Below are 24319 nucleotides of genomic sequence, written 5' to 3'. Positions count from 1 at the left end.
CTGTTCACCCACCCTTCCGGAGGTGACGCAGGCCACGAACTGACCAAATGACGAATCTGGTCAGTTGGGTCTAACCTGGGTTCATGGACACCACGAACACCCGCGACCGCCGCGCTCTGGTGGTCGGACTGGGCATCAGCGGAATTGCCACGGCACTGCGGTTGCGGCGGGCGGGCTGGGAACCGGTGCTGATCGAGAAAGCCCCGGCCAGGCGCTCCGGCGGGTACTTCGTCGGCCTGTTCGGCACCGGTAGGGCGGCGGCGCAACGGCTGGGCATCCTGGACGGGATGGCCGACCGGACCGCCTCCGACGGGGTCAACTTCGACATCGACCGCGCGGGCAACCGGCGGCGCGGGCTGGGCTTCAAGGACCTGCCAGGGCTGCCCAGGCTGATGCTGCGCGGCGACGTCGAACGGGCCGCCTTCGCCGCGCTGCCCGGGGACGTGGAGATCCGCTACTCGACCGTGCCCACCGCCATCGCCCAGGACGCCGACGGCGTGGACGTGACGTTGCGGAACACCGTGCACGGGCACACCAGCACCGAGCGGTTCGACCTGGTCGTCGGCGCGGACGGGCTGCGGTCCACGGTGCGCTCGCTGGTCTTCGGGCCGCACGAGCGGTACCTGAAACGGCTCAACTTCATGATCGCCGCCTTCTCGCTGCCCGACCGGCTCACCGACGTGGCCCAGGAGGACGGCGTCACCCTGCTCGAACCCGGCCGGTCAATGTGGATCTTCCCCTTCGCCGACCACCCGCCCACCGTGCTGCTGTCCTATCGCACCGAGGACGTGGACGCCGAGTTCACCGAACCGCCCGTCCAGCGGGTGCGCACGGTCTTCGGCGACAAGCCGACCGGGCGGGCCCTCGGCGAGGCGCTGCGGGCCATGGAGGAGGCGGACGAGCTGCTGTTCGACTCGGTCGAGCAGGTCAAGATGGATCGCTGGCACGACGGCCGGGTGGTGCTGCTCGGCGACTCGGCCTGGTGCGTGACGCTGTACGCGGGCATGGGTGTCTCGGCCGGGCTGGCCGGCGCGGACCTGCTCGGCACGATGCTGGAGCGCCACCCCGGCGACCTGGACCGGGCGCTGACCGAGTGGGAGGCGAAACTGCGGCCCAGCATCGAGTACTACCAGCAGAACGGGCTGGACCAGCAGGCGTTCTTCACCCCGACCAGCCGGTTCCAGATCGGGCTGCGCAAGGTGCTCATGCGCGGGCAGAAGTGGCCGCTGATCGGCCGGCTGCTGCAGGCCATGCGGGAGGGCGGGAAGGCCAGTCGCATGAAGGAGCTGGACATCGCGCGGGCATGATGGAGTGGACCCGCGACCGCGGGTGGTCTGGTTGGGGAAAGGGATCGGTGATGGCTCAACTGGTCGAACACGACTCGGTGAAGGCCGCCCGCATTCTCAGCGTGGCCAGGGAGTTGTTGCTGCGGCGCGGGGTCAAGGGCGTCACCATCGCCGAGATCGCGGAGAAGGCGCACGTCGGCAAGGGCACGGTGTACCTGTACTGGGGCACCAAGGAGGACCTGTTCGTCGGGCTGTTCGCCAGGGATTTCCTGGAGGTCGTCGACGACTTCATCCAGCGCTTCACCGACGATCCGGACACCGCCCGCCCGCACCGGCTGGTCCCGCTGCTGGTCCGGGTCGCCCTGGAACGCCCGATCGTGCGCGCGCTGCAGACCGGCGACGTGGAGATGCTCGGCATCCTGGCCGAACACCCGCGCAGCACCGAACTGGTCGGCGCGCTCGGGCCTGGCGCGCTGATGTACGCGGTACTGCCGGTGTGGCGGGAACACCACCTTGCCCGCGCCGACTGGCCGCTGGACGAGCAGGCATACGCGCTGCGGTCGATGACCGCCGGCTTCTTCCAGGTGGCCGCGCACCCGCACATGCTGACCGAGGTCGAGGTCGCCGATCCCGAGGCGGTCATGGCTGGCGCGGTGACCGCGTTGCTGGGCCCGGAGACCGCCACCGCCGCGGAGGTCCGGGCCACCGCCGAGGCCGGCCTGACCCTGCTGCACGAACGACGAGCGGCCGTGCTGGCCACCATCGTCACGACCACGGAATGAGGGGAATCTCGTTGCCACAGCACCGTGAAGTGTCCGTCAACGGCATCACCATGCACATCGCCGAGCAGGGCGAGGGCCCGCTCGTGCTGCTGCTGCACGGCTTCCCGGAGAGCTGGTACTCCTGGCGGCACCAGTTCGAACCGCTGGCCGCGGCCGGCTACCACGTGGTCGCGCCGGACCAGCGCGGCTACGGCGGCACCGACCAGCCCTCCGAGGTGGACGCTTACTCGATCTTCCACCTGGTCGGCGACGTGGTTGGCCTGATCGAGGCACTGGGCCACCAGCAGGCCGTGGTGGTCGGCCACGACTGGGGCGCCCCGGTCGCCTGGCACACCGCGATGCTGCGGCCGGACCTGGTCCGCGGCGTGGCCGGACTCAGCGTGGCGCCCGGCCCGCGCGGCCCGGTGCCGCCGCTGGTCGCCGCCCGCGAGCGCTTCGGCGACGGCTTCTACCAGATCTACTTCCAGGAACCGGGTGTCGCCGACGCCGAGCTGAACGCCGATGTCCGCGGCGCCTTCCGCAAGACCCTGGCCGCCACCTCCGGCGAGGGCGCGAACCCGGCCGCGGCCCCGCTCGCCCAGGGCGGCGGGTTCCTGGCCGCGATGCCCGACCCGGAGACGCTGCCGGGCTGGGTCACCGAGGCCGATATCGACGCCTACACCGAGCAGTACCAGCGCAACGGCTTCACCGGCGGCCTGAACTGGTACCGCAACATCGACCGCAACTGGGAACTGACCGCGCCCTGGCAGAACGCCCGGATCACCGCGCCCGCCCTGTACATCAGCGGCGACCGGGACCTGGTGCGCGCCTTCTACCCGCCGGAGTTCATGGACCACGTGCTGCCGAAGATCCTGCCGGACCTGCGCGGCGTCGTCGATCTGCCGGGCTGCGGGCACTGGACCCAGCAGGAACGCCCGGACGAGGTCAACAAGGCGCTGCTGGAGTTCCTGGGCGGGCTGTGAGCCCCCAGCTCGCGGTCTGATTCCCGCCGGACAGGCCGCCGCACGGCGAGTTGACTCCCTCCCGGCCCCGGTGTGCGCCGGTCGCCGCGGAGGGAGCAGCGTGCCGATGATCCGAGCCCGGCTGGGCACCCCGGTCCAGTTCGGCCTGCTGGCCCTGGCCTGGGGCGCCAGTTTCCTGTTCATCAAGGTCGCGCTCACCGAGCTGAGCCCGGCGCAGATCGTCTGCGGGCGGCTGCTGCTGGGCGCGCTCACCCTCGGCGTGCTGATGCTGGCCACCCGCCAGACGATCCCGCGCGAGCTGCGGCTGTGGGCGCACCTGGCGGTGGTCTCGGTGCTGCTCTGCGTGCTGCCGTTCCTGCTCTTCGCCTGGGCCGAGACCCGGCTGTCCTCCGGCCTGGCCAGCATCTACAACGCCACCACCCCACTCGCCACCACCGCTTTCGCCGCCGCCCTGCTGCGCACCGAACGCCTCACCCGGGACCGCCTCACCGGCCTGCTGCTGGGTTTCACCGGGGTGCTGGTGATCATCGGCCCGTTCACCGCCGACCTGACCGGCGACCTGCCCGCCCAGCTCGCCTGCCTGGGTGCCACCACCAGCTACGGCCTGGCCTTCGTCTACCTGCGCCGCTTCCTCGGCGACCGGGACGTGCCCGCGGTGACGATGGCCTTCATCCAGGTCACCATCGGCGCCGTGCTCATGCTGCTGACCACGCCTTTCCTTGACACACCGGGAGATCTGTCCGCACCCGTGCTGCTGAGCATGATCGCGCTGGGCGCCTTCGGCACCGGCCTGGCCTACGTGTGGAACACCGCGGTGGTCCGGGACTGGGGCGCCACCAACGCGGCCGCGGTGACCTACGTGACGCCCGTGGTCGGCGTGCTGCTGGGCGTGCTGGTCCTGGCCGAACCCGTTGCCTGGCACCAGCCCGTGGGCGCCGCCCTGGTGCTGCTGGGCATCCTGGCCGCACACGGGCGGCTCAGCGGGCGGGGCGCGCAGGCCAGTCCGCCGAACACCTCGCCAACCCGATCCGGGTGACCCCGTCAGCGGCGTGGGGCGGTGATCGCGTATGGTGCTTGTGCCCAGAAAGAAGGCCCCGGTAGCCCAACCGGCAGAGGCAGCGGACTCAAAATCCGTCCAGTGTGGGTTCGACTCCCACCCGGGGCACGTACAGCATCCTCACGGGTGCCTGCTCGATGAGCAGGCACCCGTGAGGATGGCATGGTGTGGCCGGTCCGTTCTGCCTGGTTGGAGACCTGTGGTATGTCGTCCGCAGGGAGCCTGATTTCGACCTTCACCTCATCGGTATCCTCGATCAGCCGCACGGCGAGCCGGATGGTCTCGAACAGGCGCCTGAGGTGCTCTTCGGGTGCATCGGTGAGGTTGAGCTTGAGATAGGGCAGAGCGTCAAGGAGAGCGATGTCGTCCACACTGGGTGTGTCGGCTTCGCGCTCATCGGCAGCGTCGAGGTCGGCCACCGCCGTCAGCGCTGTCTTCTTCTGGGCTGCCAGTTCGTTGTAGGTGGTGCGCAGGCCCTGAGCGAAGGGGTCGTCGGGGTCGCCTTCCTGCGCCTGACGCAGGACGGTGGTCTGGCGGCGGGTGAGATCGGAGAGGATCCGCTGTAGCCGTTCGCGTTGGGCCTGGCGTTGTTGAGCGGCACGGTCGTCGAGCCCGTCCAGATCCGCAGCGAGGATCTCGCGGCGTCGAGGCCCGAAGACCCGGTCGGCGAGAAATTGGAAGACCGCGTCGAGGATGGATGACTCGCGAAGGTAGGCCGCCTTGGGGTGGTCTGTATACGTATCGGGGCGGCCACGATTGTTGCTTTTGGGCCAGCACAAATAGTACGCATTGTTGTGCCGGTGGCTACCGTACATCCGCCGTCCGCAGCCGCAGAAGACCATGCCGCGCAATACGTAGGTGCGGCGAGTCTGAGGATGCACGTTGGGTTTGTTGTCGGCGCGTGAGCCTCGGCGTTCTTGGCGCCGGGCGTTGAGTTCGTCGTACATCCACTTCGGAATCAACGGCTCATGTACTGGTTTGGGCGACCACACCCACTTGATCGGGTCGTTGACCTTGCCTCGCTTCGAGCGGGACGCGCGTCGATTGAACACCTGGTATCCGGTGTACTTCGGGTTGCGCAGGATCTCGTAGACGCTGGTCTTGCCCCAGGCCCCTCGTGCCCGTTTGCCGCCGGCTGGCTCGGGTGGCGGGTATCGCGCCGGGTCGGAGTTGAGCCGGTCCGCGATGGTGCCGTAGCCATGCCCTTCGTGGTAACGCCAGTTGGCGATCTGTGTGACCGTTTCGGCGTGGACACCGTCAGGTTCAAGCCGGCTCTTGGTGTGCCCCTTGTCCGCTTTCATCGGGTTGGGATGTGGGATGACCTTCGCCTTGTATCCGTACGGAGGCTTACCGATGTTGTAGCCCTCGCGCACGTGGGTGCACAAACCGCCCCAGGACTGTTCGAGAGTATTCAAGACTTCGTACTCGGCGATGGACTGGTTGATCCGGCGTTGCAGCACGCGTTGCGCGCGACTGCCAGTGAGGGTGATGGGCTCGTTGGAGGCGAACAGGGGCACGTCGGCGTGCTCCAACGCCCGCTCAACCGATAGACCCTCGTATAGGCGACGCGCGACACGGGCGATGCTTTCGCAGATCACCACGTCGAACCGTCGGCCGGGGTGCGTGGCTTCGGCCAGCAGGTCCGCGATTCCACCGTCACGGGCGATCGGGATGTCGAACCGCTCATAGTCCTTCCGCTGGCCACGCTGATCCAGCTCCATGCGGCCTGACTCGACGTCGTAGAAGTGGGCGACGATCACCCACGATGCCGGAAGCGCGGTCTTGCAGTTGCCGACCTGCCGCAGCATTGACTGCCGAGGGTCTTGTTGGTCCTCGGTCGAAGTCCGACCGAGCACTGCGACACGGATTTCATCGCGCATCAGGGCCGCGGTTGACGTGCCCAGCGGCGACACCGCGTAGTCGGAGAGGCCGGATGGCCCCGACTCGGGGACTTCGGCTGTGCTGCGTTGTTCGATCGTCCGCAAGAGCGGATTGACCACGAGGTCGTCTTCGATACTCATGATCTACGGTCACCTTCTCCTTCTTCTTGCGAACCGAGTCGCGGCTGTCGTGTTCTCGCGGGCGTATGTCACGTCACGCGGCGCGGTCGTCTTCTTCTAGTCCGCGCTGCTCTGGCAGGGATTGCTGTTGCCCTGCCCAGCGCAGGAGAACCGCGATGACCGCGGCAAGCTCGCCACGTAGCCGCTGGCCTTCGGCCCCCCTGACGTAGGCCACTTCGCCAACGAAGTGGCGGCTTCCACCGCGGACCGGTTGCTCGTAGCGCCAAGTCGTAGCGGCGTCGGCGCTGCCCGTGTCCGCGGATCGGTCCGGGAATGGAAACGCCGCCGCGACATCTGTTCGATTCCTATGGGCCCGAAAGCCTAACGCTGGAGACGGCGATACGGAGGCCCCGAACGAGTGGGCCTGCTCGTCACGGATTCCACCCACTGTCACCACCTTCCGTCGACTTGCTCGGCGTCGCCGTGCTGCCGGGTCTTGGCCACCGCCCGGTCGTCAGGGCGCAGGCGGCCGAGGGCGATGTCGTGGAAGGCAGGATTGAGATCGATGCCGATGTAGCGGCGGTGAAGGTGGCGGGCAGCCAGGCCGGTGGTGCCGGTACCGCTGAACGGATCGAGCACCATGCCGGCAGGCGGGCAGCTGGCCGCGATGCAGCGCAGGGGCAGCTCGATCGGGAACGCGGCGGGGTGGGCGTGCCGCTGTGGCCGGGTCGGGATCGACCAGACATCTCCGGGGTTCTTACCCCGTGCCAGGGCAGCCTGCGCGATGTCGCACGGCGGCCCACCGCTGACGACCGGTTGGCGGATGGGGTCGAGGTCGAGGTGGTACCGGGCTTGCCGGGTCAGCAGGAACAGCAGTTCGTGGCGGCAGGCCAGGCGGTCACGGACCGGAGTGGGGGTGGAGTTGGGCTTGTGCCAGATGATCGCGTTGCGCAGGATCCAACCGTCATCCTGCAACGCGAACGCGACCCGCCAGGGCATCCCGACCAGGTTCTTCACCGGCACGTCCGCCGCGGGCCGGAACCGGGGTTGCCGGTCCTGACCGGGCTGGGCGCACCAGTAGCCGTCGGAGTTCGCGGAGTAGCTGTCGCCGAGGTTGAGCCACAGCGTCCCCGCGGGTGTGAGGACACGTCGCACTTCGGCGAAGACCTGGCGCAGGGTGTCGATGTAGGCGGCGGGGGTGGCCTCCAGCCCGTACTGGCCGTCTACGCTCGTGGCGCCGCATCGCCGGCAGCGGCGGGACTGACTCGCCGAGGTGAGCAGATGCTCGTCATCGCTGGGGTGTGGGCAGTCCGGGGTGCCGCCGGTCCAGATGGCGGTGGCGTAGTCGCGCAGGCGCCAGTACGGCGGGGAGGTCACCGCACAGTCAGCGGTGCTGTCATCCAACCCGCGCAGGATTCGCAGGGCGTCTCCGGCGTAGAGGGTGAAGTCGCGGTCATGGTGGTAGGCGGCCGGGGTATGCCGGGCATGGTCGCCGGATGCGGTGGGCGCGATGGTGGTGGAGGGGAATGGTCGCCGCGTCGGCTCTGCGGCGTCGCGGACCCCGGGGGTGTTCATGACGCCCTCCGGTCCAGGGGGGCGGGGTGGTCGCTGCGCACGATCCCGAGCCGGTCCAGGCCGATGTCGTGGAATGCCGGGTTGAGGTCGATGCCGAGGTAGGTGCGGTCCAGGCTGCGGGCGGCCAGTCCGGTGGTGGCCGCGCCGCTGAACGGATCGAGCACGACGCCGCCCGGTGGGCAGCCCGCCGCGATGCAGCGTTGCGGCAGGTCGAGGGGAAAGGCCGCGAAGTGCGCGGCCCGCAGTGGCCGGGTGGTGATGGACCACACGTCACCGGGGTTCTTGCCACGGGGATGACCGGCGGTGTGCTGCCTGCCGGTAGGGCGCATCGCGTGGCCGGGCGGGTTGCCGGTGAACGCGGCCGTGTCGTGGTACTTGCCGGACGTGCCGTAGACGGCGTGGCCGCGTCGCCGCGCGGTGGCGTCGATTCCGGCGTGCTGGCCTTTCCCGCCGCCAATGACGATTCCTTCGGTGAGCGCCTCCGGACGGCTCAGGGGCTCACGGACCGGGTCGAGGTCGAACCAGTAGGTGGGTTGTCTGACGAGCAGGAACAGCAACTCGTAGCGATTGGACAGCCGGTCGCGAACGGACTCGGGCATGGCGTTGGGCTTGTGCCAGACGATCGCGTTGCGCAGGATCCAGCCGTCGCGTTGGAGAGCGAACGCGACCCGCCACGGCATGCCGATGAGGTTCTTGCGGGGAACACCGCGCGTGCGGTGCACGTCAGCGTGACGGACCGATTCCCGCAAGTGCGCCGCCGCCGACCGGCCCGACAGCGTGCTGTTGCGCATCGGGTCGCGGGTCCGGCCGGGTGGCTCGGCGCTGTAGGAATCGCCGAGGTTGAGCCACACAGTGCCGGTGTCGACCAGCACCCGTGACAGCTGGGCGAACACCGCGCGCAGCGTGTCCACGTACGCCTCGGGTGTGGGCTCCAATCCGTATTGCCGGTCCTGGCGGACCGCCCCGCACCGCGGGCACGCCGGCGGATTCCCTCCGCGGTTCGCTGGCGAGGCGGGAGCGCCAACTTCCGTACCGCGAGCCGGGAGTGAGTTGGCGCAGGGGCCGGTGGAGTGCGCACAGTCGGCTCGCCCGCCGATCCAGGTGCCGGTGCCGTAGTCGCGCAGGCCCCAGTAGGGCGGCGAGGTGACCACGCAGTGCACCGAGGAGTCGGCTAGCTCGGACAAGACCTCGATCGCATCGCCGGTGTAGAGGGTGACCTGCGAATCGGTGAAGTACGGAGCGCGCATCACACGGCCCTCCCCGGCCCGATGCCATCCCGCTCCGCGGTGTCCTGGCCGACGGCCTTACGGCGGGGCGCGCGGTGTTGCGCGCGGGCGAAGGTGGCCTCCTCTACCAGCGGCTCGTGCGCGTCGGGCGCTGAGCGCACCCACGCCTGGGGCGGGACAGCTCTGCCCGCGACGCGGCGTCCGTGGACCTGGCATCCGGTGTAGCGCGGATTGGCCAGGATGTGCCGGATTGTGGAGGCGGCCCAGGTTCCGGGCTGTCCAGTGGCAGGGGAGGTGGGGGCCGGGTACCGATGGGGGTCGGCGGTCAGCCGGGCCAGGATGGCCGTGTGGCCGAGCCGCTCGTGGACTCGCCAGCGGAAGATCGCACTCACCACCCGACCCGTGACGGGGTCCGCGACGAGTCGGACCCGACGGCCTGCCCGACTGGACCGAGCCGGGCCGCGCACCGGGACAGCGCGGTAGCCGTAGGGCGTCGGCCCGAGGTGGAAGCCGGCGCGGATCAACTCGGCTACGGCGTCACGTGCGCGCCGGATGTTCTCGGCGTGGTAGTCGGCCAGCACCGCGTCGCGTACCCGCTGCGGCAGTGCGTCGGCGGTGCGGGACGTGGCGGTCCCAGCGGTGCCGATGGGCTCGGGCGTGGCCGGTGGGACGGACGGTTCCCCGCACCGGTCGTCGGAGGCCGAGCGTCGCCGGAAGGGGCACCGGGTGATCATGGCAAGGAGCCAGGCCGACCTCCGCCGGACTCCCCGGGCGGTGACCGTGGCATCCGGTGCCGTGCCGGTCACCGAGACCGGTGTGGGCTGGGTGTGCTCGATCATGTGAGGGTCCTGTTCGTCGCGTGGCGGCAGGGCACCGGAGACGGACTCCGTGCCAGGGCGGTGGGTGATCTGGCTGCGGGGGTGCGGTGTGCCGGGTGGGCACCGGTGTCGGCGCGCGGCGCGCACGGCGGCCCGCTGGCGGCGGTAGTGGGGGTGCCAGCCGCATTCACGGCAATACGGGCGCCGGCTCATGCGGCTCGCCCCCGGCAGCCGTGGTGGGCTTCGGCTGCGGGCCTCCGCACCGGCGTGGAGAGCATCGGCGGCAGGTGGCCTCTGGCGGCGGCGAGGGCAACAGGTTCGGCCAGGGCGGGGACGCGGAACACCAAGACGTCGTGATGGACCGGCAGCAGCGTCGGCGCACCGGCGGCGCGGTCGCGGGCGGCGGCCCGGCGTTGCGCGAGCGACGCGCACGTGACCAAGCGGCTGTCGCGCAGTTCCGCCAGCAGGGCCACGCAGCGCGCGGCCGGGATGAGCCCCGCTGTTTGTCCGGCAGCCAGCACCGGGCTCGGCAGGTCCAGCAGCGCCCCGGCGTGCCGCCTCGGCCGGAGGATAACGATGACGTGCCCGCCGGGGCGCACCAGCGGCCGACAGTGCCGCAGGGTCCGGGTCAGCCTCGTCAGGGCGTTGTCCGGATCGCCGCCACCAAGGTCACAGCCGCCGTGGAGGCGCAGGGTGGTGAGCACCAGTCCTACGCGACCGGCCAGTCCGGCCGCTCGCACAGTGGCCAGCAGTTGCGGCTTACCGTCCAGGACGGAGCCGTCTCGCCAGGCGCCGTGGCGTTTGGCGGCCGTGACGTTGGCGCGCGCGGTGTTCCACCAGCGGGCGTTCGGAGTGAGTCCGACGGCGTGCCGACCCGCGCGCAGCGCTTCCACCAGAACGGTGCCCGCCCCACAGTCCGGGTCCAGCACTACCTCACCTGGCTGGCTGTAGGTCGTGATGGCGTAGACGGCGATTGCGGGCACGACCCCCTCAGCGTCAGCCGCGGTGTCAGCCACGTAGCCGCCGTCCCGCAGCTGGCCGATCTCATCGTGCTGCCCGGTCGGCCACACCGACAGCGCCGCCGACCGCACCGCCGCCGAAGCTGCTTTGTTGAACTTCTCCGCCGCCGCGAGGGGGCGGGGGCCAGGACTGACCACCCCATCAGACATCAGAGGTCTCCCTGTCGCCGGTGGCCGTGGCAGGGCTCGGGAGCCTGGTGAAGATGAGCAGATCGGAGTGGACCTGTGCGGGTGCCTGCGGTGCGCCGACCACGCTCGCCGGGACGAGGTGATGGTCGGTCGCGGAGTCCGCGCCGGTGTCCAGCGCACCGCGCCGGACGGGAACCCACAGCAGCGCCGCGTGATCGCGAAAGGTCAGCCCGGCAGCCCGGACAATGCGCACGAGCATTCCCGTGGGATCGGTTAGCCGCCCCGCGTGACGGTCACTGTGTGTGATGACTGCAAGGGTGCCGTGAACGGTCAGCAGGCGATCCCAGTCCCGTGTGCGCACCCAACGCGGAGCCTGGGGGTTGACAGTGGTGATGATCAGGTCGAAGCGGTCCGGAGGATTGGCCGCCCGCCGTCCGGTCGGCTCGACCGGAGTGCGTGAGTCGGATCGGCCGGTGTCGCCGGGATCCGGACTGGTGTCGCCAAGGTGTCGGTCCGAGTCCGATGCCCGGACCGGCGGCTCGGACCGCTCGGCGATGCCAGCATCGGTCGGACTGTCGGTCGGACCGGCCGTGTAGGTCTGGATGCCGCGACCGAGCCGGACCACGGTCCAGGCCGCCTCGTGCAGTCCGGCGTACGGACCGTGACCCCGGCCGCCGCCGACCGCCGACGAACCGGAGGCGGTCCGTCGGGAGCCGCTCGGTGGGGCCAGCAGGAGGACCCGGTGGCCCGGTTCGGTGTAGGTGGTGACGATCCTGACCACGGCGGTCAGCAACCAGTCGGCGAGCAGTCCGGTGTCTTCGCGTTGCTCGCCCTGGGCGCAGGGCCAGACTGTGGACGGGAGCCGGTGCGACAACGGCAGCCGGGGTGTTCGTCGCCGTGGCGGAGAGGCCGAGGCACGAGTCCGTTCGAGACGTCGTGTGTGGCGGGAACCGGAGTTGCCGCTGTCATGGTCGCTGCCGTTGCCGTGGATCATGGGTGGCTCCCGGACGGGTCTGGGGCGTTTTTGCTGTCACTCCTTAAAGCCCCTTTTTGGTCCCGTTTTGGACACGCCATGAGAATTTTCTTCCGTGCCCGCGGATGACACTCAACAGTCCGAGCAGTTGCCGGGGTGTCGACCGCCTTTCAGTAGTGACGACGCGCCGACTGCATCGTCAAGCATGTCCGTCGCGGATGTGAGAACAAAACGACTTTCAAGATTTTTCCGCGACCGGAGATGATCGCTTAAGTGATCTTGAGAAGCTTTGGGTGCAGTCCCCGCAGGGCGGCAGGATGGTTACTAGGTCAAAACTAAAGGCCAGTTCAGGGTCGCTTACGTGGATAGCTTGAGATCGTCGCCGACTCTTCGAAGGCGATCTCCGCAAGTCGGTGTTCGATAGTGAATTAGTAAAACAATAGTAGTCGCATAGATCATTTATTCATGATCTTTAGTATTTAAGTAGTAGTGGCCATGGCTTCCTGGTGGCGTTGTTGACCTCGATGCCGCAGGAGTCACGTCATGGCAGCAAAGTTGTGGGCTCGCGATCCCGAAGTCGCGACCGCGGTGAACTCCCTGGATGTCGCACGCGACGCCTTTACCTGGTTGGTGACGGGGCCGGAACCGATTTCCGTGGACGGCCGGTTGTTTCCACGCCTGCCGCCTCGCCGACTGCCGCTGGACGAGGTGCGTGACCACCTGCTGGCCCGACGGTGCACGCAGGCCACCCGGGACGCGGTGTGGGCGCACCTGGTACTGCGCTCGCGGATCTCGGGGTCGCGCTGGACAGTCGCCGCGGTCGGCGTGGCGCTGCCGGCGCTGACCTCGGTCGCCGCGTCGCTGTCCGCCCGGTTCCCCGGTGACCCGGCGGACCTGGCTGCCGAGGTGTTGCGCGGTTTCCTGGCCGCGTTGTCGACCGTCGATGTGCGCCGACCGCGGATCATGCTCCGGTTGCGGTGGGACGCCTACCGGTCCGGCCACGACGCGCTTACCGAAGCGTTGGCGGGTCCGATTCCGGTTGCTCCGGGCTTCCGTTCGACCCCGCCGCACCCGCCGTGGGGGCATCCGGATCTGGTGCTGGCGCGCGCGGTCGCGGAGGAAGTCCTGACCCCGGCCGAAGCCGAGCTGATCGGTACGACCCGGCTGGAGAACGTGGTCCTGTCGGACTGGGCGGCCCGCCACCAGACACCGCTGTGGGCGGCGTACAAGACCCGCAAACGCGCCGAGAACCGACTGCTCGCCTACCTGCGTGACGACGCTGTCGACGACGAGCCGACCGACTCTCTGACCAACCGCGTGGCCGTCGCGATCGCCCTGTCGCGACCAGTCACCACCTGCCAGTGCACCGGCCACGACACCGACGAGCCATCACTGTCCGTGTCGGCTCGGCTGGGAACTCGTCCGCGCAAAGTTTGCCGCCACATGTCCAAAACGGACCCGAAATCCGGTGTTCAGGGGTGCGGGACCACTCCGGCCTCGCCGCGCTGTTCGGAGGTGCCCCCATGTGCCTGACCCCGCCCTCGCGCACCGTCGCGCCGCCCGCGACCCCGGACTCGGACGGTCGACGGTGCACTCGTCCCTGGCTCGGCAACACCGCCATCGGCCCGGTTGACCCGGCTGCCCCTGCCCAGGGTCCTCGGATGACTACGCCTCGGACGCCACGAAGTCGGACCGTGCGCACCTGGCTGCTGGTCCTTTCGGCGATTGCCCTGGGTTTGCTGGGGATGGCCTCGTCGGCGCAGGCCGACCCGGTCGGCGTGCTGGCGCTGGCCAAGTCGCTGGAGGAGGTGCTGAGCAGAATTCAGCTCTGGCTGCTGGGCATCTTCGCCGCGGTCGCGACTCTGTTCCTCAGCATCGGCGGCGCCCGCTACAGCATGTCCGGCGGGGACCCGGGCGAGGCCGCCAAAGGCAAGTTGGCGATGAAGTGCGCCGGCCTGGGCTACCTGGTGGCGCTGCTGGCGCCACTGGTGGTGGAGATCCTCAAGAAGATCGTCGGGGCCTGACCGTGAACACCGGCAGGCTCCCCCACACGCAGGGCCGGCACCGCCGCGGTGTGCTGCGAGGGTGGGCCAGGTGGGCGCTGGCGGGGAGTCTGGGCCTGCTACTGGCCGCCGCCGTGGCGGTCACCGCCGCCGCCCAGCCCACCACACCGCCGCCCACCCCGGCGCCGAGCACCACCACCACTACGAACAGCCCGAGGCCGGTCCCGTCCACGCCGCCGTGCACGGGACCAGGCTGTCTGCCCCAGCCCACCACACCGGGGCGACCTCCTGGCCAGCCTGGTGGATCGGGAAAGGTGGTCTGCTCCCTGTGGGACTCCGAGACCTGGTCGGTCTGCCTGGACACGATGCTGACCGAGCTGTTCCGGGACATGGCTTTCGCAGTGCTCAACCCGCTGCTGGAACTGCTCGGCAACACCCTGCTCACCACCCCGACCCCGGAGACGCTGCCCCGCCTCGGTGAGCTGTGGCAGACCTCCTGGGAGATCGTACTGGCCTGCTACGGGCTGCTCATCGTCTTCGCCGGGATGCAGCTGATGGCCTATCAGAGCGTGCAGACCCGCTCCTCAGCCCAGGAGATCCTGCCCAGGCTCATCACCGGGTTCCTGGCCAGTGCGCTGTCACTGTTCGTCTCGGTCAAGGCCATCGAGCTCGCCAATGCCCTGTCCGCCGCGTTGATGGGCCAGGGGGTCAACCCCACGGCGGCCGCGGACGCGCTGAAGAGCTTGTTGCTGGGTCCCTCGTTCGTGATGACCCTCGTGCAGGCCCTGTTGACGGTCGCGGTGGCCATCGGGGTCATCGCGGTGCTGCTGACCTACATCGTTCGGGTCACGGTGACCGTGCTGCTCATCGCGGCCGCCCCGCTGCTGTTGATGGGCCACGCCCTGTCGATCTCCGACGGGATTGCCCGCTGGTGGTGGAAAGCCTTCGGCGGGTGCCTGGCGGTGCAACTGGCCCAGTCCCTGACCTTGATCACCGCGCTGCGGGTGATCCTGGCCCCGGGGTTCACCCCGCTAGGCCCGACTGGCGGGGGACTGGTCAACCTGCTGGTCGGGCTCGCACTGCTCTACATCCTGGTCAAGATCCCGTTCTGGATCCTCGCGCCGCTGCGCCTGAGCCAGGGCCGCTCGCTCATCGGCGGGCTGGCGCGCGCCTATGTCATGGGCAAGGCGTTCGGCCTGCTCGGCACCCGCCGACCCAGCGCTGCGGCATCTGGTGCCCGCTCAGCCACCCCACACCCACTCGCGAACGCGGGGCAGGCGGCCAACACCGGGCCGCCGTGGCCGATGGCGATCCGGGAATGGGGCGGACTGGCCGGCGTCGGAGGCCCGGAGGCCGTCGCCCGCCGCCTCCGCGACCACCACGCCACCACCCTCACGCGCCCCCAGACGCCCAGCCGGGTCGCGGCGGTGCGGTTCCAGCAACACACCCCGCAGACCCCCACCCACGACCTGGCAACCCGCCACGCCTCGGAGGCCCCGGCCATGACCACCTTCCACAGCCCCATCCCGGACCGCCCAACGCCCAAGGTGCCCTTCCCGCGCCCGACGGTCACGCCCAGCGCGCCCAGGTTCCAGGCCCCGGCCAGCGCGGCGAGCCCACCGACTCGGGTGCCGCTCGCGCAGGTGCCCACACACCTTCAGTTCCGGCCCGCCAGCACCGAACCGCCACAGCCACCCCGCACCGCCAGCTCCGCGCCCGCGGCCCCGGTGTTCGGGCATCCGGCAGCCTCACCCGTCGGACGCCGCGCCCGCTCCCACACCCCTGCCCCCACACAGTTCCAGTCCCCACCAGCCCCCAGTGCCACGTCGGCGAGCGGTCCGGACTTCACCGTGACGACGTTGATGTTCCAGCCGCCGCAGCCTGCCCCACCGACTCGATCTGGAGGTGCGAAGTGACCGCGCCGATCCGCATCTCGGCCGATGTCGATCGGCCGGACCGCATCCTCGGCCCGTTCACCGGTCGGCAGGTGCTCATCCTGGCCACCGTCGGCGCTCTGCTCTATGCCGGCTACCTGCTGACCCGGGCTTTCCTGCCGCTGCTGGTCTTCGCGCTGGCCGCCCTGCCGATCGCCGCGCTGGCGGTGGCGTTGGCGCTGGGGCAGCGGGACGGGATCAGCCTGGACCGCCTCGCCCTCGCCGCACTGCGGCAGGCATTGCGCCCGCGGCACCGGGTCGCCGCTCCGGAGGGCATCCCGGCCGTCCCAGCGTGGCTGGCCCAGCACGCCACCCACTCCACCAGCACCCAGGGCGTGTCACCAGCACCCCTGGAGCTGCCGGTGCAGGCGGTCACCGACACCGGTGTCATCGACCTGGGCGCCGACGGCCTGGCCGTGCTGGCGGTGTGCTCCACGGTCAACTTCGCCTTGCGCACCGCCGCCGAACAACAAGCCCTCGTCGCCGTCTTCGCCCGCTTCCTCAACAGCCTCACCGCCCCGGTACAACTGCTGGTGCGCGCCCAACGCCTGGACCTGTCCACCCAGATCGCCGAACTCCAGACCGCCGCGCCGCGGCTACCGCATCCCGCGCTGGAACAGGCCGCCTGCGAACACGCCGACTACCTCACCCAACTCGCCCGAACCACAGACCTGCTGCGGCGTCAGGTCCTGCTCGTCCTGCGCGAGCCCCTCCACCGCGGCACCACCCCCGGTAGGTCTCTGCTGGCCAGGTTCGGCCGCGCACAGGGTGGGCAGGACGAGGGGGCACGCAGGGCCGCGGAAATGCGGCTGGTGCAGCGGATACAGGAAGCCGCCGCGCTGCTGGCCCCAGCCGGGATCACTGTGGCGCCCCTGGAGCCCGGAGCCACGGCCAGCGTGCTCGCCGGGGTCTGCGACCCCGACTCGCTCATCCCGCCGGGCACCGTGCTGGCCGCCGCGGACGAGGTGATCATCACCGCACCGGCCGACGGCTGGAACCCCGCCGCCTTCGGCACCCCACCCCACACCGAGGACACCGGAGGTGATCGGCGATGAGCCGCACCAACCTCACCGGCAGTGGGGCGTTCACCCCGGATGCGATCACCATCGGCGCCCGCCACCTGGAAGTCGGCGGCGAACAGGTGGCCTCCTTCGCCATCACCGGCTACCCGCGCGAGGTCCACCCCGGCTGGCTCCAACCGCTGCTGACCTACCCCGGGCGCCTGGACGTCAGCCTGCACATCGAGCCCATCGACCCGGTCACCGCCGCAGACCGGCTGAAGAAGCAAGTCGGCCGGCTCGGCTCCACTCCCGCGCAGAGTTCTGACCGGTACGCCGCGATCGCCCTGGCCGATGCCGAAGACCTCGCCGACCGGCTGGCCCGCGGCCAGGACAAGCTGTTCCGCTTCGGCCTCTACCTCACCGTGCACGCCCACACCGCGCCAGAGCTGGCCACCGAGGTCGCCGCGGTGCGCTCGCTGGCCGCCTCGCTGCTACTGGATGCCAAACCGGCCAGCTACCGCAGCCTGCAAGGCTGGGTCACCACCCTGCCCCTCGGCTTGGACCAGCTCAGGTTGCGCCGCACCTTCGACACCACCGCCCTCGCAGCCAGCTTTCCGTTCACCAGCCCCGACCTGCCCGCCCCCGACCCGGCCTCCGCGGCCGTGCCGACCGGGGTGCTCTACGGGTTCAACCTCGGCTCCCAAGGACTGGTCCACCACGACCGCTTCGCCTGCGCCAACCACAACTCGGTGATCCTGGGCTGCTCCGGCGCCGGCAAGTCCTATCTGGTCAAGCTCGAAGCCTTGCGCTCGCTCTACCGCGGCGTGCAGGTGCTCATCGTCGACCCCGAAGACGAATACGCCCGCCTGGCCGCAGCCATCGGCGGCACCCACCTACGGCTGGGCGCCGACGGCATCCACCTCAACCCCCTCGACCTGCCGGTGCACACCCGCCCCGACGGACGGCGCACCGCACCGCGGGACGCCCTGGTACGGCGGTCACTGTTCCTGCACACCGTCATCGCGGTTCTGCTCGCCGCCGAACTCGACGCCACCGAGCGGGTCTGCCTGGACCGGGCGATCACCGCGACCTACACCGCGGCCGGGATCACCGGCGACCCCCGCACCTGGCTACGCCCCGCACCCCTGCTGAGCGACCTGGCAACCACCCTCACCCACTCCACAGACCCAGCCGGGCAAGCCCTGGCAGCGCGGTTGCAGCCCTACACCACCGGCGCGTTCTCGGGGCTGTTCGCCGGGCCGACCACGCTGCGTCCGGAAGGCCACTTCGTGGTCTTTTCTCTGCGAGAGCTGGCCGAGGAACTCAAACCCCTCGGCACACTGCTCGCGCTGGATGCGGTCTGGCGACAGGTCTCCAATACCGCGATCCGCCGCCCCCGGCTGGTCGTGGTCGACGAAGCCTGGATGCTGATGCGCCAACCGGCCGGCGCGGAATTCCTCTTCCGCATGGCCAAAGCCGGCCGCAAACACTGGGCCGGACTCACCGTGGCCACCCAGGACGCCGCCGACGTGCTCGGCTCGGAGATCGGCAAAGCCGTCATCGCCAACGCCAACACCCAGATCCTGCTGCGCCAGGCCCCGCAGGCCATTGAGGAGATCGGCCACGCCTTCACCCTCTCCGCAGGGGAACGCCAGTTCCTGCTTGCCGCCGCCCAAGGCCAAGGGCTGCTGGCCACCGACACTCACCGGGTCGCCTTCCAAGCTCTGGCCTCTCCGACCGAACACACCCTGATCACAACATCCCCGGAGTTCCTGGCTTCTCTACCGGATTCGGAAAAGAACTCCGGGTGGCTGGACATGGAGTCCGTGGCCGTCGACGCGGCAGGCAAGCCGCCGGAGGAGGTCGAACTCGATGCGGCCTGACCACATCCCGTCCAACCCAACCGCCGGAATCCCCTTGGCGGACAGCGGAACCGTGCAGGCATCACCGTTGACCGACTACCTGCGCGACCCGTGGAGTGCCCTGGCCACCGCCGCAAACACGATCTGGGAGTGGCTATTGGCTTGGGGCCCGCTCGGTGGCGGCGTGCTCGCTCCGCTCATCGGCGTGATGGTCGTGACCCGGGTCCTATGGCGGCGTCGTAACCAGGCCCGGCTCTCCGACCGGGCGCGGCTGGTCACAGTGCTGGCCCCGCCCACCGCCGAGCCCGCCGGGGCGATCGCCTTGTGGTCCAACCTCATCGGCTTGCTCCGTCCCGCCTGGAAACGTCTGCTGCACGGCCAGCCGCACCTGAGTTTCGAGTACGACTTCACCATCGAGGGCCTGCAGATCCGACTGTGGGTACCCGGCGTCGTGCCGCCGGGACTGATCGAACGCGCGGTCGAAGCCGCCTGGCCCGGCGCCCACACCCACCCCGCTCCCACCCCGCTCCCACAAGACCAACCGGGCGAAACGCTGGGCGGCGAACTGCGTTTGGCCCGCACCGAAGCCCTGCCCATCCGCACCGACTTCGCCGCAGATCCACTTCGAGCCCTGCTCGGTGTCGCCGTCGGCCTCGGCCCATACGAACGTGTCCAGGTGCAGATCCTGGCCCGCCCGGTCACCGGACGCCGACTGGCCAAAGCCCGCCGCGCCGCGAGACGCCTGCACACCGGCCGCTCGACCAACCTGACCGGCCGCCTGCTCGACCTCATCACCCCAGGCGGCAACACCCAGCGGCCGAGGCGCACTTCCTCATCGGTGCCACGGGTGGATCGGCAGACCAGCCTGGACTACAACGCCCAGGACCGGGCAATCGTGGCCAAGCAACGGGAACCGCAGTATGAAACCCGCATCCGCTACCTGGTGTCCACCACCTTGGACAACGAGCCCACCCGGGACGAGCGCGCCGCCATCCTCGCCGTTCTCCGCGGCCGGGGCCACGCCCTGGCCGCAGCGTTCGCCCTCTTCGCCGAACACAACCACTACCGCCGCGCCCGCCTGCGCCAGCCCAGGGACAAGGTGGCATCCCGGCGCCTGGACAGCGGCGATCTGCTGTCAGTGCCCGAACTCGCCGCCCTGGCCCACCTGCCCCTGGACGAAGCCGCCCCCGGCCTGCGCCGCGCCGGCGCCCGCGCACTCCCGCCGCCGCCGGGTGTCGTCGCCACCGGTCCGCAGGTCAAACCGATTGGTGTCAGCGACACCAGCCACGTCCGCCCGATCGGTCTGCACACAGCGGATGCCCGCCAGCATCTGCACATCCTCGGCAAGACCGGCTCCGGCAAGTCCGAGCTGATCGCCAACATGGTCCTGGCCGACGCGCACGCCGGCCGCGGCGTGGTAGTCATCGACCCCAAAGGTGACCTGGTCAACGACCTGCTCATGCGGTTGCCGGAGGAACTGGGGGAGAAGGTGGTGCTCTTCGACGCTGACAGCGCAACGCGGCCACCGGTGCTGAACCCGTTGGAGGGCAAGGACGTCGCCCGCACAGTCGACAACCTGGTGTCGATTTTCGCCCGGATCTACGCCAACTCCTGGGGACCGCGCACCGAGGACATCCTGCGCGCCAGCCTGCTCACCCTCACAACCCAGCCCGGCACCCCGACCCTGCTGGAGTTGCCGAAGCTGTTGACCGTTCCCGCCTTCCGGGATCGCGCCACCGAGCACATCCGCGACGAAGTCCTACTCGGCTTCTGGGCGGGGTTCAACAGCTTGTCCGACCCGGCACGCGCCCAGGTGATCGCGCCCCTGATGAACAAGCTCCGCGGCCTGTTACTGCGCCCGTTCGTCCGCAACGCCTTCGCCGGTGGAGCATCCACAGTGGACATGACCAAGGTCCTCGACGGCGGGATCTGCCTGGTGCGTATCGCCGAGGACGCACTCGGCGAGGACACCACCAGCATGGTTGGCTCCCTCATCGTCGCGGCCACCTGGCACGCGGCCACCAGCCGAGGCCGCCTTCCCCAACACCAGCGCCGGGATGCCGCGGTCTACATCGACGAGTGCCACAACTTCCTCAACCTGCCCTACTCCCTGGAATCCCTGCTTGCCAAAGCGCGTGCATACCGCCTGTCGATGGTGCTGGCCCACCAGAATCTGGATCAGCTCCCCAACGACCTGCACGCCGGAATCTCAGCCAACGCCCGATCCAAGCTGTTCTTCGCCGCCAGCCCCGAAGACGCCCGGCAACTGGCCCGCCACACCACCCCACGCCTGACCGAACACGACCTCGCCCACCTGGGCGCCTTCCACCTCGCCGCCCGTCTGGTCCTCGACGGTGAAGACACCCACCCCTTCACCGCCCGCACCCGCAAACTCCCACCCGCCATCCCCGGCCGCGCCCATGCCATCCGCACGGCAGCCTTGATCAACACCCGCCCGCAGGGAGAGAACCTCCCGATCCGGCCCGCCACCCGGCGACCGGCCGACCCACGCCGCGCCGCCTGAACTACTGGAGGTGTTTGACGCCATGATCTCCAATCCCACACCACAACGCGCCCTGCGTGGCCACAACCCCGACCGCGGGGTGGCACGGGTACGCAAGACGGCCGAGCACCTGGCCTGGCTTGCCGGACACCTCACGGCGCGAGACCGGTGGCTCGCGCGAATGCTCTTCGAGCACAAGGTGTTCACCACCCACCAGTTCGTCGACCTTGCCTTTCCCACCCGGCGCGCGGCCAACCTCCGGCTGCTCAACCTGCGCAAGTGGGGAGTGCTGCACCGATTCCAACCGCACCGCGACAGCGGCTCACACCCCATGCACTACGTCCTGGACACCGTCGGCGCCACACTGCTCGCCCACGAGGACGGGATCAAACCGGCGGAGCTGAACTACAACCGAGACGAGGAAGCCGGCCGCGCATACTCCCTCCAACTCGCCCACACCGTGGGCTGCAACAGCCTGTTCACCACGCTGATCCGCCGCGGCCGCCAGCCTGGTGCCGCCGGAAGGCTTACCGCGTGGTGGTCGGCGGCCCGCTGCGGCCGGCACTGGGGTGACATCATCACCCCCGACGGCTACGGCCGGTGGCATCAGGCTGGTCGTGAGATCGAGTGGTTCATCGAGTTCGACTTCGGCACCGAGCCCCTGTCTCGCCTGGCCGCCAAGCTCGCCCGTTACGAACGGCTGGCCACCATCACCGGCATCATCACCCCGGTCCTGATCTGGCTGCCCACCCCCGAACGAGAAGCGGCAGTTCGCCGTGCGCTGGCCGAGGCCCTGCGTGCGTTTGACTACCCGAACCGGGCACTGGTCGCGACCACCAGTGCACTGGCGGGCGCTGATCCCCTGGACATGACCGAGCCGCGGTGGCGGCGCGTCGGGGACACCGCGGCCAGCGGGCGGGTCCAGCTGGCTGATCTGCCTGCGTTGTGGCCGGGCCTTGCCGCCGCAATGCCTCACGCCGCAGGAACCAACCGAGGCGGTCAGCCTGTCGGGGAGCGGCTTGAGCTGGCCCCGCCTCCTCCGATGCCCCCACAACCCGCCTGCCGCCGAAGGTAGGTGCCTCATGGGCAAGCTCGCCGCCCTCGGCGTGGCGTTCGTCCTCGTGCCCGTCCTGCTTCTCGGAGCTGGCGCTATCACGGTCCTGCACGCGGTCTTCGGCACCGGAACCGGCGGCGGCCTCAACTGCTCCGCACCCGGTGTCACCGCAAGCGGGGCGGCCGGCTATGGATCCGAGCAGATGGCCAATGCCGCCACGATCGTCGCGGTCGGCAAGCAGATGCAGATCCCCCAACACGGCTGGGTCGTGGCCATCGCCACCGCGATGACCGAATCCGGGCTCCGCAACCTCAACTACGGCGACCGGGACAGCCTCGGCCTATTCCAGCAACGCCCCTCCCAAGGATGGGGCAGCCCCGCCCAGATCATGGATCCCATCTACAGCGCCACGAAGTTCTACCAACACCTGATCGCCGTCGACGGCTGGCAGCGGATGAGCGTCACCACCGCCGCACAAACCGTGCAGCGTTCCGGATTCCCCGACCGCTACGCGAACTTCGAGCAGGCGGCGCGCGAGGTAGTCGGAGCGGTTCACGGCATCCCCTGCACCACCACCGGAACCGGTGAGTGCGCCACGATCCAGGCACCCAGTGCCGCAGCTGTCGCCGCCCTCAATTTTGTCTGTAGCCAAAGGGGATTGCCCTACCTTTGGGGCGGTGACGGAGCCGCTGCAGGTGGGTTCGACTGCTCAGGGCTGACGAAGGCGGCCTACGCCGCGGCTGGGATTCGGCTACCGCGCACCGCGCAGACGCAGTATCAAGCAGGGCCGAGGGTGCCTACGGGGCAGGCGATATTGCCCGGTGATCTGGTGTTCTTCGGTTCCGGGCCGAGCGCGGTCACGCACGTGGGGATCGCACTCTCCGCCGACTCCATGGTCAACGCGCCGCACCGGGGCGCGGTGGTGCGCATCGAACGGATCTGGCGCTCGACCTTCCTCGGCGTGACGCGTCCCGCCGCACTGGGAGCCGCGTGACGCGTCCCGCCGCACTGGGAGCCGCGTGATGCGCGCTCCGCATCGACGGCAGGCTGGGTTCACATCGAGGTGAGCGCAGCGATCAGGCGTTGGTCGCGTTCAATACCGCTTGCCAGGCGCCGTAGTTCGTCTCGTTGCGCCCGTGCGTGAGTCTCCCAGTCCGGGGTCAGCGCGTCGCCGGCATGGAAGACGATGTCGCGTCCGAGTCCCCAGATCATGCTGTTCACCGTGGCGCAGGCTACGGCGGTCTCGTCGATGTCGCAGCCAACCCAGGACACGGTGTGCGGGTCGCGGCCCTGTTCGCGCATGACCGCCGCGGCGGCGCGGAACATACCGCCGGTGCCCATCATCGGATCCAGCACCGTGCAGTGTTCCTCCACAGTGGACATTCCTGCGAGCAGCGCCGCTATATCGGAGGGGGTGTAGAACTGCCCGCGGGCTTGCAGCGCGGACTTCGGTCGTAGCAGCACCAGCACCTGGCCGAGTAGGTCGGTGTCGAACCGCCGATCGGTGCCGGTCAGGTCCGGTTGACCGGCGTCCAGTGCAGCGCGGGCAACGGCATGGGCGTGGGGATGCACGGATGCCTGGCTGTCGTCGAAGATCCACGATATCACCGGGTACACCAGGTGCGTGACCTCCGGACGTGAACGGATGACCGAACGCCACGTATGCCGGAAATAGGCTACGAGTTCAGGCACGGTCCATTCGCTCACCAACTCGACGACGTCGTTTCCCCGCGAGTCGGCCTGCGGAAGCGCGGCCAGTGTGGCTACGACGGAAATAGGGACGTCGAGTCGCCCACTGTCGTCCGCGCCGTGCCAGGCGGATACGACTACCTCGGCTATCTTGCGTGCATGAAGTTCCGCATTAGCCGGTGGCATCGGCCGTGTGCGTGGACGTGTCGTGGCGTGGCGCGAACTCGTCTTCCTGGATGGCGTGGACATGGCGTTGCGCTCCGAGAGTTCTGTACGTCTGGCTCCAGACGGGTAGCTGGCCTTCTCCGGGCTCGCGCTGTCGATGGCGGTCCTGCTGGGTGCTGGTGGTGCGCTAGACTGGCCGTCCGCGCGCGGTTTCGTTGGTGCGCGGTGCTGGATGCCTGGCGGGTGGGTGTGCCGCACCTCTTCGGAGGTGCTCCCGCTCG

20 protein-coding genes, 1 tRNA gene and 1 pseudogene are annotated in these 24319 nt (G+C 69.6%); 15 read left to right on the top strand and 7 right to left on the bottom strand.

The window, feature by feature from the left end:
• Positions 1–83: 83 nt before the first annotated feature.
• From MZC64_RS18230 to MZC64_RS47860, 7 genes are all read left to right on the top strand, one after another.
• Positions 84–1307: an FAD-dependent monooxygenase gene (locus MZC64_RS18230; RefSeq protein WP_247757904.1), complete on the top strand. Its 1224-nt coding sequence runs from the start codon at positions 84–86 to the stop codon at positions 1305–1307.
• A gap of 50 nt (positions 1308–1357) precedes the next feature.
• On the top strand, positions 1358–2068 hold the full coding sequence (locus tag MZC64_RS18225; protein ID WP_247757903.1) for a TetR/AcrR family transcriptional regulator: 711 nt from the start codon (positions 1358–1360) through the stop codon (positions 2066–2068).
• 11 nt (positions 2069–2079) lie between these two features.
• Positions 2080–3030 (top strand): alpha/beta fold hydrolase, encoded by a 951-nt coding sequence (locus MZC64_RS18220; protein ID WP_247757902.1) that lies wholly within the window; start codon positions 2080–2082, stop codon positions 3028–3030.
• A 106-nt stretch (positions 3031–3136) separates the two neighbouring features.
• Positions 3137–4066 (top strand): DMT family transporter, encoded by a 930-nt coding sequence (locus MZC64_RS18215; RefSeq protein ID WP_247758291.1) that lies wholly within the window; start codon positions 3137–3139, stop codon positions 4064–4066.
• Positions 4067–4121: 55 nt separating this feature from the next.
• Positions 4122–4195 (top strand) — tRNA-Leu (locus tag MZC64_RS18210).
• A 59-nt stretch (positions 4196–4254) separates the two neighbouring features.
• Complete coding sequence (locus tag MZC64_RS18205; protein ID WP_247757901.1) at positions 4255–4653, top strand: hypothetical protein; 399 nt, start codon at positions 4255–4257, stop codon at positions 4651–4653.
• 9 nt (positions 4654–4662) lie between these two features.
• Positions 4663–4788, top strand: coding sequence for a hypothetical protein (locus MZC64_RS47860; protein ID WP_282105459.1), 126 nt, complete (start codon positions 4663–4665; stop codon positions 4786–4788).
• Between the two features lie 30 nt (positions 4789–4818).
• Here MZC64_RS47860 and MZC64_RS49125 read toward each other — a convergent pair.
• The 6 genes and pseudogenes from MZC64_RS49125 to MZC64_RS18180 all read right to left on the bottom strand — a co-directional run.
• Positions 4819–5388, bottom strand: a pseudogene (locus tag MZC64_RS49125) (recombinase family protein); the annotation flags it as partial.
• Positions 5389–6537: 1149 nt separating this feature from the next.
• On the bottom strand, positions 6538–7662 hold the full coding sequence (locus MZC64_RS18200) for a site-specific DNA-methyltransferase (protein WP_247757900.1): 1125 nt from the start codon (positions 7660–7662) through the stop codon (positions 6538–6540).
• Positions 7659–8909: a site-specific DNA-methyltransferase gene (locus tag MZC64_RS18195; protein WP_247757899.1), complete on the bottom strand. Its 1251-nt coding sequence runs from the start codon at positions 8907–8909 to the stop codon at positions 7659–7661. The genes MZC64_RS18200 and MZC64_RS18195 overlap by 4 nt, the downstream gene beginning before the upstream one ends.
• Positions 8909–9727, bottom strand: coding sequence for a recombinase family protein (locus MZC64_RS18190; protein WP_247757898.1), 819 nt, complete (start codon positions 9725–9727; stop codon positions 8909–8911). Before MZC64_RS18190 ends, MZC64_RS18195 begins: the two co-directional genes overlap by 1 nt.
• A gap of 188 nt (positions 9728–9915) precedes the next feature.
• Positions 9916–10875 carry a site-specific DNA-methyltransferase gene (locus MZC64_RS18185; RefSeq protein ID WP_247757897.1) on the bottom strand — a complete coding sequence of 320 codons (960 nt, stop codon included), beginning with the start codon at positions 10873–10875 and terminating at the stop codon, positions 9916–9918.
• Positions 10868–11635, bottom strand: a complete 768-nt coding sequence (locus tag MZC64_RS18180) for a hypothetical protein (protein ID WP_247797716.1) — start codon at positions 11633–11635, stop codon at positions 10868–10870. The genes MZC64_RS18185 and MZC64_RS18180 overlap by 8 nt, the downstream gene beginning before the upstream one ends.
• Before the next feature lie 735 nt (positions 11636–12370).
• Between MZC64_RS18180 and MZC64_RS18175 the strand changes: the two genes are divergently transcribed.
• From MZC64_RS18175 to MZC64_RS18140, 8 genes are all read left to right on the top strand, one after another.
• Positions 12371–13360 carry a hypothetical protein gene (locus MZC64_RS18175; protein WP_247757895.1) on the top strand — a complete coding sequence of 330 codons (990 nt, stop codon included), beginning with the start codon at positions 12371–12373 and terminating at the stop codon, positions 13358–13360.
• Between the two features lie 161 nt (positions 13361–13521).
• The gene (locus MZC64_RS18170) at positions 13522–13851 is read left to right on the top strand and encodes a pilin (protein ID WP_247757894.1); all 330 of its coding nucleotides are present in this window, start codon (positions 13522–13524) and stop codon (positions 13849–13851) included.
• Between the two features lie 293 nt (positions 13852–14144).
• Positions 14145–15746, top strand: coding sequence for a hypothetical protein (locus MZC64_RS18165; RefSeq protein WP_247757893.1), 1602 nt, complete (start codon positions 14145–14147; stop codon positions 15744–15746).
• Positions 15743–16819, top strand: a complete 1077-nt coding sequence (locus MZC64_RS18160; protein WP_247757892.1) for a PrgI family protein — start codon at positions 15743–15745, stop codon at positions 16817–16819. The genes MZC64_RS18165 and MZC64_RS18160 overlap by 4 nt, the downstream gene beginning before the upstream one ends.
• The gene (locus MZC64_RS18155) at positions 16816–18648 is read left to right on the top strand and encodes a VirB4 family type IV secretion system protein (RefSeq protein ID WP_247757891.1); all 1833 of its coding nucleotides are present in this window, start codon (positions 16816–16818) and stop codon (positions 18646–18648) included. The genes MZC64_RS18160 and MZC64_RS18155 overlap by 4 nt, the downstream gene beginning before the upstream one ends.
• Positions 18638–21151 (top strand): type IV secretory system conjugative DNA transfer family protein, encoded by a 2514-nt coding sequence (locus MZC64_RS18150; RefSeq protein WP_247757890.1) that lies wholly within the window; start codon positions 18638–18640, stop codon positions 21149–21151. Before MZC64_RS18155 ends, MZC64_RS18150 begins: the two co-directional genes overlap by 11 nt.
• Positions 21152–21173: 22 nt before the next feature.
• The gene (locus MZC64_RS18145; protein WP_247757889.1) at positions 21174–22205 is read left to right on the top strand and encodes a replication-relaxation family protein; all 1032 of its coding nucleotides are present in this window, start codon (positions 21174–21176) and stop codon (positions 22203–22205) included.
• A gap of 7 nt (positions 22206–22212) precedes the next feature.
• Positions 22213–23178, top strand: a complete 966-nt coding sequence (locus MZC64_RS18140) for a C40 family peptidase (protein WP_247757888.1) — start codon at positions 22213–22215, stop codon at positions 23176–23178.
• 59 nt (positions 23179–23237) lie between these two features.
• Here MZC64_RS18140 and MZC64_RS18135 read toward each other — a convergent pair whose 3' ends face one another.
• Positions 23238–23891 carry an N-6 DNA methylase gene (locus MZC64_RS18135; RefSeq protein WP_247757887.1) on the bottom strand — a complete coding sequence of 218 codons (654 nt, stop codon included), beginning with the start codon at positions 23889–23891 and terminating at the stop codon, positions 23238–23240.
• Positions 23892–24319 lie beyond the last annotated feature (428 nt).

This window comes from Crossiella sp. S99.2, assembly GCF_023094165.1.
GTDB lineage: Bacteria > Actinomycetota > Actinomycetes > Mycobacteriales > Pseudonocardiaceae > Crossiella.
Note: the sequence above shows the minus strand (reverse complement) of the source record. Positions and strands in the feature narration are given on the sequence as shown.

Excerpts from the sequence above, each read along its gene's own strand:
- MZC64_RS18215 (WP_247758291.1), top strand. The coding sequence starts at position 3,137 with ATGATCCGAGCCCGGCTGGGCACCCCGGTCCAGTTCGGCCTGCTGGCC.
- MZC64_RS18175 (WP_247757895.1), top strand. The coding sequence starts at position 12,371 with ATGGCAGCAAAGTTGTGGGCTCGCGATCCCGAAGTCGCGACCGCGGTG.
- MZC64_RS18230 (WP_247757904.1), top strand. The coding sequence starts at position 84 with ATGGACACCACGAACACCCGCGACCGCCGCGCTCTGGTGGTCGGACTG.
- MZC64_RS18195 (WP_247757899.1), bottom strand. The coding sequence starts at position 8,909 with ATGCGCGCTCCGTACTTCACCGATTCGCAGGTCACCCTCTACACCGGC.
- MZC64_RS18145 (WP_247757889.1), top strand. The coding sequence starts at position 21,174 with ATGATCTCCAATCCCACACCACAACGCGCCCTGCGTGGCCACAACCCC.
- MZC64_RS18200 (WP_247757900.1), bottom strand. The coding sequence starts at position 7,662 with ATGAACACCCCCGGGGTCCGCGACGCCGCAGAGCCGACGCGGCGACCA.
- MZC64_RS18190 (WP_247757898.1), bottom strand. The coding sequence starts at position 9,727 with ATGATCGAGCACACCCAGCCCACACCGGTCTCGGTGACCGGCACGGCA.
- MZC64_RS18185 (WP_247757897.1), bottom strand. The coding sequence starts at position 10,875 with ATGTCTGATGGGGTGGTCAGTCCTGGCCCCCGCCCCCTCGCGGCGGCG.
- MZC64_RS18155 (WP_247757891.1), top strand. The coding sequence starts at position 16,816 with ATGAGCCGCACCAACCTCACCGGCAGTGGGGCGTTCACCCCGGATGCG.
- MZC64_RS18150 (WP_247757890.1), top strand. The coding sequence starts at position 18,638 with ATGCGGCCTGACCACATCCCGTCCAACCCAACCGCCGGAATCCCCTTG.
- MZC64_RS18225 (WP_247757903.1), top strand. The coding sequence starts at position 1,358 with ATGGCTCAACTGGTCGAACACGACTCGGTGAAGGCCGCCCGCATTCTC.
- MZC64_RS18140 (WP_247757888.1), top strand. The coding sequence starts at position 22,213 with ATGGGCAAGCTCGCCGCCCTCGGCGTGGCGTTCGTCCTCGTGCCCGTC.